The following is a 12,770-nucleotide window of genomic DNA, read 5'->3' on the forward strand; positions in this document are numbered from 1 at the left end:
AAATACTTTACAATAGGTATTAGTACCTGGTATTATATTCTTATACTAATTATACATAAGGAGCTGATTTTATGGGAAAAATACAAATTGTTACAGATAGCACTGCATATTTAAGTAAAGAATTTGCAAAGAAAAATGATATTAAGGTGGTACCATTATCAGTAAACTTCGAGGGCACTGTATCAAATGAAGGCTTTCCTGGTGAGTTTGATGATTTCTTTGAAAGATTAGCTACATCGAAGGATTTTCCAACTACATCTCAGCCCTCTGCAGGTGCTTTTGTTGAAGTCTTTCAAGAGGCGTTAAAGGAAGAAAAGGAAGTTATAGCTATTACCATCTCTTCTAAGCTTAGTGGCACATATACCAGCGCTATTACTGCTACAGATATAGTAGGTAAAGAAAGCATATCAGTAGTTGATTCCTTGACAACTGCAGCAAACCTAAAGGAGTTAATTGATATTGCACTTGTAATGATAGATGAAGGTTTTTCAAGAAAAGAAATTGTTATCAGGCTAGAAGAAGAAAAAAAGAAAATGGGTATCCTATTAACCGTAGGCACACTGGACTATTTAAAAAGGGGCGGTAGATTATCTAATACAGGGGCATTATTAGGAAACCTTTTAAATATAAAACCTATTATTGCATTAAAAGAAGGTAAGCTAGTTTCTGTTGATAAGGTTAGAGGTAAAAAAAAGGCCCTAGCAAAGATAATAGAGAATATTCCAAATCAGGCAACCGTTATTAATATTTGTCATATTTATGCTTTGGATGAGGCTCTGGAAATAAAAGAGCTACTAATGTACAAATTTCCCAGTGCAAAAGTTGATATTCAAGTTCTTGGTCCTGTAATTGGTGCTCATCTTGGCCCTAAAGCTGTTGGTGTATTGTTTAGGTATTAATATTAAATACTATGTTAGTAAGAATAAATAGATTGTTTCCTATAAATTCTTGTACTATAATGTTAATAATAAGTACAATTATTAAGTGTGGAGCGTGGATCAATGACAAATAAATTAAAACATGCGAAAAAAATATTGAAATTTTCCATTAGTAGTATTGTGCTAATCTCTATAATCGCTATTATCTATAGTCTAATAAGGAGTCAAGGACCGTGGGATTATGTGCTACAATTTAATATAATAATATCATCCTTTATAATTGTTTTTGGTGTTATTAGCTTTTTTGCTCCAATAAATCTAAAGAAGAGTAATAGATTAGTAGATCATTCAAATATAACTGAGGTATTACGGGAGGAGAAGGAAAAAAAAGTTGAAGGCTCACTGGAAAGCATATTATGGGGGATTAGCAACATTATTATTGTAGGTGTTGGAGAAATAATAGTTAAGTCATACCTTCAGCAGTAAAATTTTATTAAACAGATTTTAAACTGTAGGTTATATGGTTTAATATCTGTTTTTTTATGTTATCCTCTATCTTTGCTTCTTGAAAGCCTAAATAGCAGTAGTTATTATCCTGCTCCATTAAATAATAAATTAAGAATATATCCTGTCCAATTAGCTTGGTTATACTATTAACTGATTTTACATTATTAAGCTTAAATATAAAGCTAGTCTCCTTTATTCCAGCCAAAAACGTTAATTGAAGCTTATCTTTACTTGCTATAACATCATAGCTTATATCTTCAAGTATCCAATCTATATCATTTTCTCCGTTACATATAAAATAAAAGCAAACACCTTCTGTAGAGTCAACTATAAAATGGGTATGCTTTAAGTCATAAAAGCCTAATGGATTTATTTCTGTTTTCGATATTAAGGACATTGGCTCCAATGATTTTAGCTGACCTTTATTGAAATCTTTAACCCTACTGGTTTTACTATTGTTTAAACCTTTATATACACATTTTTCCATATGCTATCCCCCTATTATTGCCCCCATAAAGCCTATCTAGGATTTCGACAATATACCTTAGTATTCCTGCAATACTATGGATTTCTTATAACTATTTGAAATTATTAAATATATTTAGGAAATAATTAACTAATAATTAATAAATCTTAACTAACCATAGTGTATTATTTAACTTATTGAAGTATAATTTCTAGTATTATAGTAAATATAATAAAAAAACATATAAGAGGCTAGCTACACTTTCCTTCCCCTATAGAGGGGAAGTATTAGTAACGCCTCCGTTATAAATAAGGAGTCGATATTATTGAGTACACTTAAGGCTGTAATACGATTACAGGAAATCAAATCAACCCTTGAAAACAGACATTTCAATTGCGAACATTTCAATTCATTATGTCATGAATTCGAGTGTATTAAGTTAAAGCTTCTTAAATCTAATTTTGCCTTTGATAATATTGTGTGTCTTTTATCGGAGGTTGAAAACACAATAAATGCAGTTAAATCTGCCTAAGGCTTTATGGCTACATATTTATTAATTCTTTTTCCTTGCTTAACAAACTTTTCTTCATATTCGGTTGAAACATTATTAACAGTATCCTTATATAAATCGTAGCTGACACTTTTTATAATGTAATTGCTGTTTTTTAACTGTATTAATGAAAATTCAAATAGTTCAAGACTATCTGTCTTAAAATGTATCTCTCCCCCCTTTTTTAATATAGCATGATACTTTTTCAAGAAGTCTCCATGGGTTAACCTGCGTTTTTCATGTCTTTTTTTAGGCCATGGATCACTAAAATTCAAGTATATCCTTTCTATCTCTTCTTCTCCAAAAACTTCATTAATTATCTCACCATTAAAATTAGTTAAGCAAAGGTTATTAAAGCCTTTACCCTCTACTTCTTTTGCTACCTTGTATAATAATTCCTTAGATTTTTCTATACCTATGTAATTTATATCCTTGTTTTGCCTTGCTAATGTGGTTATGAACTTGCCTTTACCTATGCCAAGCTCTATATGTATTTTATTATCATTGTTAAAGTAATCATTCCATTTATTAATGTAGCTACAGGGATTACTAACAAAAAAAGAGTATTCCAATAGTAAGCCTTCAACCCCTGGAATATTTCGGACACGCATAAAAAACACCTCCCACTGTATGTCACCACTACTATATCACTATAATAATGGCTTTCCAACTACTATTTACTTTATATTACACTTATCCTTCTAACACCCTCTACATTACTTAATACTCTCATTAATAGATCCTTATTCTGCTGTTGATTCTTATGTCCAGCACTAGTTTTTACTCTTAGATATAACTGGGCAATTTTGCTCTCCTCCGAATTCATTTCTAAAGATACATGTATTATTGAAATATTCTCATTTCCTAGGGCTTCGGCTACTCTCCCCAGCTGTCCTGGTACATTATCAATATTTAGCTTAATAGCTATTATGCTCCTCCTATCCGGTATATATATTTCCAGCTTTGAAAAAATCTTTAAAGCTATTAAAACTATTATAGCCGTTATAACTGCACCTGAATAGAAACCAGCTCCTAATGCTAATCCTATAGAGGCAACTGACCAGAGACTTGCTGCAGTTGTTAAGCCCTTTATTGTGTTACCGTCCTTAATAATTGTTCCTGCACCTAGAAAGCCTATACCGCTTATTACCTGTGCACCTAATCGTGCTGGATCAGTACTAGTAAAGCTCTTATAGTTCTCAAAAATAAAAATAGATAATAGCATTACTAATGCAGCTCCTGTGCAAACTAGTATATGGGTTCTAAATCCAGCTGCCCTCTTTACACTTTCTCTTTCTATTCCTATTACTCCGCCTAATAAAGTAGCCACTAATAATCTAATAATAATATCACTATAGTATAACACAAGCTTCACCTCCGCTGTTTTTTACTTTATCTCAGCAGCGCTACTAACACTCCCGCTTCATAAGCGGGAGATAAGTGCCGCCAAGCTTCGAAATATGTGTAATTAAAGTTCAGGTGGAGTTAAAACTCCATCTGAACTAAGTTTTCTTTATAATAAGTATATGTTACTTAATGATTTTTGATATAATTAATATGCTTTATATATAGTATTTAAACATAAAATACCCATTAATGTATATACTTTTAGGAGGGTTATATAATTATGGATTATATTTGTATTGGCTACTTTCTTTTATGGGAATGGCTTAAGGCACTGGTTGTTTTTTCAATTATAGATATAGTATTAATCAAAAAAAAGCTATTACAGGTCTTAAGAAGTCATGATACCTACATTTCCTCTTTAGTTGTAGCTTCCTTTTTAGTTATTATTAGAACCAACGATCTAACTCTACTAAGCTTTTTAGGCTGGGCCATTTTGTCTATAATTTTTTATTTTGTTTTTAAAATCCTTTACCTTTTATATGTTAAGCCATATTAGTTTATCTATTTACAAAAAAATACATTTAGCTTAAAATGTAGTAGAATTAGTAAAAAGTAAATTTATAATTTATTGATAATCTACAAAAAATATTGACAAGCCGAAAGTTTATAAAAATATAAACTGCGGGGGAACCAATATTAAGGGGTGAATCCTATTGTAGGCTATTTCCCAAGCCGAACCCGACAGCTAACCTCGTAGGCTTTAGGGAGGAAGATAATAATGAAAAAAACTATTGTTATGTTAATGTTAGTATGTAGTTTTGTATTACCTGGAATAAAAGAAATAGATGCTTATAGGGAATATGGAACTGATATAATTGTCTACCATAATTCCCTTGACACATTTGCAGCTACTGATCTCAGGCACTAGGCTAACGGAAAACTCTATAGCAGGCTACACTACGAAGGACATAGATTATTTAGCAAAAATAATTCATGCTGAGGCAAGGGGAGAAAGCTTTGAGGGTATGGTTGCCATAGGTGCTGTTATACTCAATAGAGTAGAAGATGATAGCTTTCCAAGTACAATTGAAGAGGTTATTTTTCAGCCAAATCAATTTTGCTCTGTAAAGGATGGGCAATTTCACCTTGAACCTAGTAGGTTAGCATACGATGCTGCATTTAGAGCTATTATGGGAAATGACCCGACAAATGGCTGCTTATTTTTTTATAACCCACAAATAGCCACAGCGGTATGGAGCTTTCAAAGACCTGTAGAGGCAGTAATTGGTAACCACAGATTTACAAAATAAATAAAAAAACAACAACAGTATTGTCTGTTGTTGTTTTTTTATTCTTCCATAACCTCTAAAAACTGCATGGGCTTTTCCCTTACAATGCCTAGTATCTCAATATTATCACTGAACTCAACACTTGATTTAATTCCATCCGCCAACATATTTTCGAAAATTAGTGTTCTGTGCTCAACATATCTTTCTAAGGAATAGGTATCACCTATGGCTTTAATCACATATGGAGGTGCTATATAGGTGCCATTTATAATAATGTGATTTCCAGCTAATACTATTTCGCTTCTAGCAGTTATTCTAAACTCGTTTATTGATATAGCTTCACCACCAAAGGCCCTTAATTCATTTACTAAATTAATTAAGTATCTTTTCCCTTCTACTATATCTGCGATGTTTTCCTGTAGATTCCCATCCAAAACAATGGTTACCCCTGAGCCTTTAACAGGGGTGTAGCCTGCCAATAGCTTATATTTATTTACTTGATTTCTTAAACTACTTAGGGGAATACTTTCAATAGCCCTTTCCTTCTCATATTCTTCTACTTGCTTTGACAACTCATCAATTCTTTTTTCAATGTTACTATTTGCTTCTGTTAGCTCATTAATTTCTTTAATTTCAAAATCTCTATTAATGGGATAATTTAAGTCCCCTTGACTTAAATATGTGTCTGAATCAATTTGTATTCCAACCAGTGTGCCAAATATAATAAACAAAACCAGTATAAATAGTCCTAATATTTTACTTTTCAAGCCTTCACTTCCTTTTACCTATATATCATTTAGATAATTGTATCATAAAACCCAATAGCTTTTATAGATATAATTTTAGGAAGGTATATAAACCCTCCCAAAATAATCTTCTTTTATGATCTTCCTAAATGAGTTAAAGATTTTTCAGCATCCTCAACCATTTTTTTAACCATTTCCCCTCCAACATAGCCTGCATTAGTATCATTTTGTAGCCCCAGCTCTTTGGCAACTTCTTGCTTAAATGATACTAACGCTTCTCGAGCTTCTGGAACAATTGGTCTTTTTCTAGACATATTAAATCACCTCTTTAGTTATTATTTTCATAGAATACTTGATTTATTACAAGCATATTTTTGATAGAGAAGTTTTTTATTATGTTTTAACCTGCTTATATAGGGTATTAATTTTAAAAATTGCGGGTTTTTATCTTATTTTTAAATACAATTGGAGGGCATGTTATATGATTTCATTTAGCTTTATACTACCAAAAAAAAGTTTAACCTTAGTAAACAGCAATATGTCGTTAAACGCAGCTTTAAATCTATTGGAGGGTGGTAACTTTTTATCTTTGCCTGTTGTAAAAAACAATGAATTTTTAGGTGTAATATCTAAAGAGAAAATTCTTCAAAGAATGATGGAGACTCCAGAAGCTGAAATTTTTGTGGAGGAGATTGTACGAAGAGATATACCTTCTTTAGGTATGGATAGTGATCCTGAAGAGGCTGCACAGCTATTGGCTAACACAAACACTCCATTTGTAGCTATTAATGATGTAAATGAGGGTTTTACTGGAATCATAACACATAAAACAATATTTAAGCATTATTCAGCCCTATTTGGTATTAACAAAGGTCATAAGCTTATTATAACTTCCTATGATATTAAAGGACGTCTTGCTCAGCTTACAGATATTATTTCTAAGGAGGGTGGAAACATAATAAGCTTAATAATAGATAATCCTAATGTTTCTACTAATGTAGTTAAAATAATTCTAAGACTAGAATGTGAGGACATAGATCTATTAAGGAAATCAATTGAAGCCGCTGGATTTTCAATAAGAAAATAAAAAAAGCCCAAATGGGCTTTTTTTATTTATACAACTAAGCCTAATTTTTCCCTAACCTTTTTCATTGTGGCTTCAGCCATTCCAGCTGCTCTTTCTGCCCCTCTTTTGTGGACAGCAGCAACATAATCTGGATTTTTAATTAGTTCATCATATTTTACCTTAAAGGGTCTTACACTCTCTACTACCAACTCAGCAACCTGTGCCTTTAATGAACCATAGCCTTTACCTTCAAACATTTCTTCTACTTGATTTATAGAATAGTTACCTAGGGTAGCAAATATAGTTATAAGGTTTTTAACTCCAGGTTGGTTATCTGTATATGCTATTTTATTTTCTGTATCTGTTACAGCTCTTTTTATTTTTTTTACAATAATGTCTTCAGAATCCATAAGAAATATTGTTCCATTGGTATCTTCATCGGACTTAGACATTTTTTTATTTGGTTCCTGTAGGCTCATAATTTTAGCTCCAACTTTAGGGATATAAACCTCAGGAATTGTAAAAGTTTCACCATATGCTTGATTAAACCTTAATGCAATATCCCTTGTTAGCTCAAGGTGCTGTTTTTGATCCTCTCCTACAGGTACTAGATTTGTTTGATATAACAGAATGTCTGCAGCCTGTAAAACTGGGTAGGTAAATAAACCAGCGTTAATATTATCTTTGTTTTTTTCAGCCTTTTCTTTAAACTGAGTCATTCTATTTAACTCTCCAATATATGTAAAACAATTTAAAATCCATGAAAGCTCTGGATGCTGTGTAACATTGGATTGAAAAAAAATTATATTTTTATCTGGGTCTAATCCGCAGGCTAAGTATTGAACTAAAAAGGAGAGGCATTTGTTTTTGAACTCCTCTGGATTATGTCTTATTGTAAGAGAGTGTAAATCTACAATTGAGTATAAGCATTGGTAATCATCCTCTAGTGCCTTCCAATTTTGTATAGCCCCTATATAATTCCCCAGTGTGAGACTTCCAGTAGGCTGTGCTCCACTAAAAATAATCTTATCCTTTTCCATTAAATATACCTCCTAAATATTATGATAAAAGCTTTTCTAGCTCTTCAATTCGTTTTTCTAGCTCTCTAATCTTCTGAATCATGAAATTCTCATCGCCATAGGATGCCTTTTTACTAAAGTATCTTAAAAGTAAAACTGTTACAACCACAGGAACTCCCATTAACAAAATAACGATAAATAAATTCATGAACTGGAATGCTGTTACCATAGTAAAGACCCCCTCTTTTTACTTATTGTAATTATACCATAATGGTTGCTTTTATTTTTCCATTATTTTATAAGCTTCTCAACTTATTTTTTGATTATACTAAAATTTGAGGTGGTTTTTTTGAAAATAAAAAATATGGTTGCTCTTATTATTTTCCTTATGTGTATGACTTTAGTCTCATGTACAGGAAAGATTAATAAAAGTGAGATCAAAAATTCATCAATATTTTTAGAAGCAGAGGTTAAAAATATTCTAGTTAAAAGCACTGAAGCCAATGTATATTCTGGTATAAAAAGTAGCCTCCCTATATTAATGACATATCCACAAAATAGCATTATAGAGGTGGTTGGCAGTATAGATGCTTGGTATGTAGTATTAACCGAGGAGGGCTATTTAGGCTGTATTAATAAAAAAGATGTTATACCATATATAGAAGCCAAAGACTCAGAGATTAATTATAGGCTTGAAGCTTCATTAACTAAGCTGGAGCAGCGAATGCTGGATTATACCAATAAGGAGAGGGAAAGACATAAGCTTAAGCCGTTAACATTAGATATAACCTTAACTAAATTGGCACGACTAAAAACAAAGGATTTAATTGACAATAAACACTTTAATCATTATTCACCCAACTATGGGAGTCCATTTGAAATGATGAATGATTATAACATCTCCTTTATATATGCTGGAGAAAATCTAGCAGCTAATCCTACTGTAAATGGTGGCCACAAGGCTTTAATGGAATCAGCTACCCATAGACATAATATTTTAAATCCAAATTTTACTCATATAGGTATTGGTATCCAAAGGGCTAGCACCAATAGGCTTGTTATTACTCAATTATTTATAGGCAAATAACAAACGAGGCATCAAAAATGCCTCGTTTTAGCTTTATTCATTCAATAAGCCTTCAATTTTTCCTTTGTCAAAGCCAACTATTGTTTCTTCACCAATTTGTATTACTGGTACTGCCATAATACCCTTACTCATTAGCTCTTTTCGTGCACCTGGGTCGTCAGAAACATTCTTTTCTGAAAACTCAATCCCCTTTTCCGAAAGATACTCTTTCGCTGTATGACAGTGGGGGCATGTATTACTAGTATAAATAGTTACTTCTTTAGCCATTTTATCTGCCTCCTTATTAATATTATTTATTTATTAGTTTTAATTTATTTTAACACATATTTTATCTAAACCCAAATTTTTCATGATATAAATATTATACTCTTTTTTAATAGCTATAATGTCAGCTAGCCTAACTGTATATGTATACAGTAGTTACTCTCTTATTGTTTATCGTCGATAAAGTATTGCTTTATGCCCTGTCTTATTACCTTCTTAGAAAACAGTGGGTCACCATATTCTTTAATGTTTGAGTACTGTATCAACTCAATAATTGCATCGATGTTATATTTGTTAATTTGTTGAACTCCTTTAAAAAAGCCTTTTTCCTCTTCTAGCTCCTGCAACAAACTTATAATATCCGTGTTTTTCCTGCACATATATTGCCCTCCTTTGACTATTATTTTTACACTAAAGGTAATTTGTATACTAAAATTTCAAAAAAAGAAGGAGGCAATCGCCTCCATAAATTTTTCTCTTCTTACTCAATAATATTGTATTTTCTTGCCTTAAAGGCAACTGTTTTATGGGTAATTCCAAGGGCCTTTGCTGCTGCGTTAAAGCTCTTAAATCGTTGAAGGGCGTACTTAATTATTTCCATTTCATACTGGTCTAGTGTAGCTATTTGACCATTTTTATCAAAATTTATTAATCCGTTTTCATTTGACTTATCATAATTAACTCTGTATATGTTTGTAATGTTTGATGGTAATTCATCTATTGTAATTGTTTCCCCCTCTGATAAAACAATTAGCCTTTCAATTAAGTTTTCAAGCTCTCTAACATTTCCTGGCCAATTGTATTGAACTAATGCCTTTATTGCTTCCTCATCTAAATTTTTATCTATATTATTTAGTTTTTTAATCTTATTCATAAAATGCTTACATAGCAGCGGTATATCCTCTTTACGTTCTCTTAGTGCAGGTAGATTTACAGGAACTATATTAAGTCTATAATATAGGTCTTCTCTGAAGGAGCCTTCGATAATTTGCTCTTCAAGATTACGATGGGTTGCTGCTATTATTCTTACATCGCACCTTATTGTTTCATTTCCGCCAACTCTTTCAAATTCCTTTTCCTGTATTAATCTTAAAAGCTTAACCTGCATTTCTAAAGGCATGTCACCAATTTCATCAAGGAATATGGTTCCACCGCTAGCCTGTTGAAATTTACCAATTTTCCTTCTGATGGCACCTGTAAAGGCACCCTGTTCATGTCCAAAAAGCTCTGATTCCAAAAGATTAGCTGGAATGGCACCACAATTCACCCTTACAAAGCTGTTTTTCTGTCTATCACTTATTTCATGAATTGCCTTTGCCACTAATTCTTTACCTGTTCCACTTTCGCCTCTAATTAACACAGTGGAATTTGTTTGGGCGGCTTTTTCAGCAGACCAAAGGGCTCTAATAAGCATTGGACTTTTGCCAATCATTTTTTTGAAGGGAGGACTTAACTCTATTTTTGCATTAGCTGTAGCAGCAGGCAAATGAAGTACTTGCTTATCCTCAACCTCCCCATCCTCTAGCTCTCTATAGGTTGCCATTATTCCTATAAACTTGCTCTCATCCATTAGAGGTGTTATATATACTTTTATATAGATATTATTTTCTGTCCTTATATAGCCACTTAGTTTTGTTTTTGTTTTTAATCCCTTTAGAATCAGTTCATCATTATGGGTGCGATAGATACTTTTTCCAATCATGGTAAAGTTACTAACCTTAAACAGCTTACCATAGGCATCATTGACATATTCAATTTTCCCTGTAGCATTTACTATACATATACCATCTAGTGCATATTGAAAAATATCATATTTGTATTCAATAAAGCTATTCTTGCTTTTACTTCTGTTTTTATCTATGTTAGTAACATTGGCAATCTTCATTAACCTATCCCTCCCCTCTAATTACATGCTTCTTGTGGCAATAATATCTATCCCTGTACCTAATACATTTTTTATAATTATGTCTCCCACTTTAATAGGTCCACTAATTTCTACTTTGTTTATTTCCTTCATGCATTTAAATATTAATCCCTTTGGAATTTCTCCCTTAGTTCTAACAGGTATTCGACAAAGGTGTGCATTTTTTATTTTTACTGTAGATGTCAATACCCTTGTTGGATTAGTCATTTCCTTAATACCATAATCCTTACCCCTTGGACATTTATTGCCTGTAACGATATAATCGTCTATTCCATTTTTCTTGTGTTCTACCTCTAGCTTGCAGCCTAAGGGGCATGCAATACAGATTATATTTTGCTTCTCCATTGTTACGCCTCCTCAACTTCAAGTTCCACAGATATGGTTGTAAAGCTCCTGTTTATAAGGTCCTTAGCAGGGATGCTTATAGACTCCATTTCTGCGGGGGCAAGATGATTTTTCTTTATCCTCTTATAAACCTCATCATCCAGCTTAATTACCATTTTTGCACTATTATATACATCATTGACCCTCATCATTAGGTGTAGCTTTTCTTCTATATTAGCGACCCTCACCTGTTGAGGAACTATATATCTTACTCCATAACCAGCATAGGTTTTTTTAATGTTACCATTGCTAGCAAGCTGATTCTTAACATATCTTGCTGCATTTTTTCCTGCTCTTCTGCTTTCTTCAGTTACCCAATCTACAAGGTCGTGGACGTGAAGAACATTGCCACAGGCAAAAATACCCTCAATGCTTGTTTCCATTGATTCATTAACAACAGGCCCACCTGTCAATGGATGAATCTCAACTCCAGCATTTTCTGAAAGCTCATTTTCTGGTATTAAACCTACTGACAGTAATAAAGTGTCACAATCAAAAATCTTCTCTGTTCCTTCAATTGGATTTCTATTTTCATCTACCTTTACCACTGTAACCTCTTCTACTCTTGATTTGCCCTTAATATCAATTATTGTATGACTAAGAAGCAGTGGTATATTGTAATCATCTAAACACTGTACAATATTTCTAGTTAAGCCGCCAGAGTAAGGCATTAGCTCTACAACAGCCTTAACTTCAGCTCCTTCAAGGGTCATTCTTCTTGCCATAATTAATCCAATGTCACCAGAACCAAGAATTACTACCTTTTTACCAACCATATAACCCTCCATATTAACAAATCGTTGGGCTGTACCTGCAGTAAAAATGCCAGCTGGTCTTGTACCTGGAATATTAATTGCCCCTCTAGTTCGTTCACGACATCCCATTGCCAGTATAACTGCCTTTGCTTGTATATTTAATATACCTTCGGTGGTATTCATTGCATAAATCGTCTTATTAGGAGATACCTCTAAAACCATTGTATCTAGCTTATACTCAATTCCCATTTCATAAAGCTCTTCAATAAAGCGTTCAGCATATTCAGGACCAGTTAATTCTTCATTAAAAATATGCAAACCAAAGCCGTTATGAATACACTGCTGTAAAATTCCACCTAGCTCTCGGTCCCGCTCAATCACTAATATATTATTTACACCATTATTTTTTGCTTCAATGGCGGCTGCTAATCCTGCTGGGCCTCCACCGATAACTACTACATCATAGTTTACCACTGCTTCATCCCCCT

20 protein-coding genes and 1 riboswitch are annotated in these 12,770 nt (G+C 32.8%); of the genes, 8 read left to right on the plus strand and 12 right to left on the minus strand.

Features of this window, described 5'->3' with window-relative positions; genetic code table 11:
- Positions 1–71: 71 nt before the first annotated feature.
- Positions 72–899: a DegV family protein gene (locus F8154_RS02520; protein ID WP_151860020.1), complete on the plus strand. Its 828-nt coding sequence runs from the start codon at positions 72–74 to the stop codon at positions 897–899.
- A gap of 102 nt (positions 900–1,001) precedes the next feature.
- Positions 1,002–1,364: a hypothetical protein gene (locus F8154_RS02525; protein WP_151860021.1), complete on the plus strand. Its 363-nt coding sequence runs from the start codon at positions 1,002–1,004 to the stop codon at positions 1,362–1,364.
- Between the two features lie 7 nt (positions 1,365–1,371).
- Here F8154_RS02525 and F8154_RS02530 read toward each other — a convergent pair whose 3' ends face one another.
- Positions 1,372–1,872 (minus strand): hypothetical protein, encoded by a 501-nt coding sequence (locus tag F8154_RS02530; protein ID WP_151860022.1) that lies wholly within the window; start codon positions 1,870–1,872, stop codon positions 1,372–1,374.
- A gap of 304 nt (positions 1,873–2,176) precedes the next feature.
- On the opposite strand from F8154_RS02530, the gene F8154_RS02535 reads away from it, so the two are divergent.
- Complete coding sequence (locus tag F8154_RS02535) at positions 2,177–2,383, plus strand: hypothetical protein (protein WP_151860023.1); 207 nt, start codon at positions 2,177–2,179, stop codon at positions 2,381–2,383.
- Here F8154_RS02535 and trmB read toward each other — a convergent pair.
- Positions 2,380–3,012, minus strand: a complete 633-nt coding sequence (gene trmB / locus F8154_RS02540) for a tRNA (guanosine(46)-N7)-methyltransferase TrmB (protein WP_151860024.1) — start codon at positions 3,010–3,012, stop codon at positions 2,380–2,382. The two genes, F8154_RS02535 and trmB, sit on opposite strands and share 4 nt — an antisense overlap.
- Before the next feature lie 71 nt (positions 3,013–3,083).
- Positions 3,084–3,767 carry an MgtC/SapB family protein gene (locus F8154_RS02545; protein ID WP_151860025.1) on the minus strand — a complete coding sequence of 228 codons (684 nt, stop codon included), beginning with the start codon at positions 3,765–3,767 and terminating at the stop codon, positions 3,084–3,086.
- Positions 3,768–4,028: 261 nt separating this feature from the next.
- Between F8154_RS02545 and F8154_RS02550 the strand changes: the two genes are divergently transcribed.
- The 3 genes from F8154_RS02550 to F8154_RS02555 all read left to right on the plus strand — a co-directional run bounded on the left by F8154_RS02550 (position 4,029) and on the right by F8154_RS02555 (position 5,058).
- A complete protein-coding gene (locus F8154_RS02550) occupies positions 4,029–4,304 on the plus strand; it encodes a hypothetical protein (RefSeq protein ID WP_151860026.1) in 276 nt (91 codons plus the stop codon).
- An 88-nt stretch (positions 4,305–4,392) separates the two neighbouring features.
- Positions 4,393–4,523: riboswitch (cyclic di-AMP (ydaO/yuaA leader) on the plus strand.
- 3 nt (positions 4,524–4,526) lie between these two features.
- On the plus strand, positions 4,527–4,676 hold the full coding sequence (locus F8154_RS14990) for a hypothetical protein (protein WP_192930129.1): 150 nt from the start codon (positions 4,527–4,529) through the stop codon (positions 4,674–4,676).
- Positions 4,651–5,058: a cell wall hydrolase gene (locus F8154_RS02555; protein WP_243141138.1), complete on the plus strand. Its 408-nt coding sequence runs from the start codon at positions 4,651–4,653 to the stop codon at positions 5,056–5,058. Before F8154_RS14990 ends, F8154_RS02555 begins: the two co-directional genes overlap by 26 nt.
- A gap of 38 nt (positions 5,059–5,096) precedes the next feature.
- On the opposite strand, the gene F8154_RS02560 is transcribed toward F8154_RS02555, so the two are convergent.
- Both F8154_RS02560 and F8154_RS02565 read right to left on the minus strand, forming a co-directional pair.
- On the minus strand, positions 5,097–5,804 hold the full coding sequence (locus F8154_RS02560; RefSeq protein ID WP_151860027.1) for a DUF881 domain-containing protein: 708 nt from the start codon (positions 5,802–5,804) through the stop codon (positions 5,097–5,099).
- A 113-nt stretch (positions 5,805–5,917) separates the two neighbouring features.
- The gene (locus F8154_RS02565; RefSeq protein ID WP_151860028.1) at positions 5,918–6,097 is read right to left on the minus strand and encodes an alpha/beta-type small acid-soluble spore protein; all 180 of its coding nucleotides are present in this window, start codon (positions 6,095–6,097) and stop codon (positions 5,918–5,920) included.
- A 167-nt stretch (positions 6,098–6,264) separates the two neighbouring features.
- Here F8154_RS02565 and F8154_RS02570 point away from each other — a divergent pair, with 167 nt between their 5' ends.
- Positions 6,265–6,870 carry a CBS domain-containing protein gene (locus F8154_RS02570; protein WP_151860029.1) on the plus strand — a complete coding sequence of 202 codons (606 nt, stop codon included), beginning with the start codon at positions 6,265–6,267 and terminating at the stop codon, positions 6,868–6,870.
- Positions 6,871–6,896: 26 nt separating this feature from the next.
- On the opposite strand, the gene trpS is transcribed toward F8154_RS02570, so the two are convergent.
- Positions 6,897–7,889 carry a tryptophan--tRNA ligase gene (gene trpS, locus F8154_RS02575; RefSeq protein ID WP_151860030.1) on the minus strand — a complete coding sequence of 331 codons (993 nt, stop codon included), beginning with the start codon at positions 7,887–7,889 and terminating at the stop codon, positions 6,897–6,899.
- Positions 7,890–7,908: 19 nt separating this feature from the next.
- Positions 7,909–8,097 carry a hypothetical protein gene (locus F8154_RS02580; RefSeq protein WP_151860031.1) on the minus strand — a complete coding sequence of 63 codons (189 nt, stop codon included), beginning with the start codon at positions 8,095–8,097 and terminating at the stop codon, positions 7,909–7,911.
- Positions 8,098–8,217: 120 nt separating this feature from the next.
- Here F8154_RS02580 and F8154_RS02585 point away from each other — a divergent pair, with 120 nt between their 5' ends.
- On the plus strand, positions 8,218–8,955 hold the full coding sequence (locus F8154_RS02585; protein ID WP_151860032.1) for a CAP domain-containing protein: 738 nt from the start codon (positions 8,218–8,220) through the stop codon (positions 8,953–8,955).
- Between the two features lie 33 nt (positions 8,956–8,988).
- On the opposite strand, the gene F8154_RS02590 is transcribed toward F8154_RS02585, so the two are convergent.
- From F8154_RS02590 to F8154_RS02610, 5 genes are all read right to left on the minus strand, one after another.
- A complete protein-coding gene (locus tag F8154_RS02590) occupies positions 8,989–9,222 on the minus strand; it encodes a glutaredoxin family protein (RefSeq protein WP_151860033.1) in 234 nt (77 codons plus the stop codon).
- Between the two features lie 161 nt (positions 9,223–9,383).
- On the minus strand, positions 9,384–9,599 hold the full coding sequence (locus F8154_RS02595) for a hypothetical protein (protein ID WP_151860034.1): 216 nt from the start codon (positions 9,597–9,599) through the stop codon (positions 9,384–9,386).
- Between the two features lie 101 nt (positions 9,600–9,700).
- Positions 9,701–11,104, minus strand: coding sequence for a sigma-54 interaction domain-containing protein (locus tag F8154_RS02600; RefSeq protein ID WP_192930130.1), 1,404 nt, complete (start codon positions 11,102–11,104; stop codon positions 9,701–9,703).
- Positions 11,105–11,125: 21 nt separating this feature from the next.
- Positions 11,126–11,488: a DUF1667 domain-containing protein gene (locus F8154_RS02605; protein ID WP_151860035.1), complete on the minus strand. Its 363-nt coding sequence runs from the start codon at positions 11,486–11,488 to the stop codon at positions 11,126–11,128.
- A 2-nt stretch (positions 11,489–11,490) separates the two neighbouring features.
- The gene (locus tag F8154_RS02610; protein ID WP_151860036.1) at positions 11,491–12,756 is read right to left on the minus strand and encodes an NAD(P)/FAD-dependent oxidoreductase; all 1,266 of its coding nucleotides are present in this window, start codon (positions 12,754–12,756) and stop codon (positions 11,491–11,493) included.
- Positions 12,757–12,770 lie beyond the last annotated feature (14 nt).

The sequence above is a fragment of the Alkaliphilus pronyensis genome, from assembly GCF_009017275.1.
Taxonomy (GTDB): domain Bacteria; phylum Bacillota; class Clostridia; order Peptostreptococcales; family Natronincolaceae; genus Alkaliphilus_C; species Alkaliphilus_C pronyensis.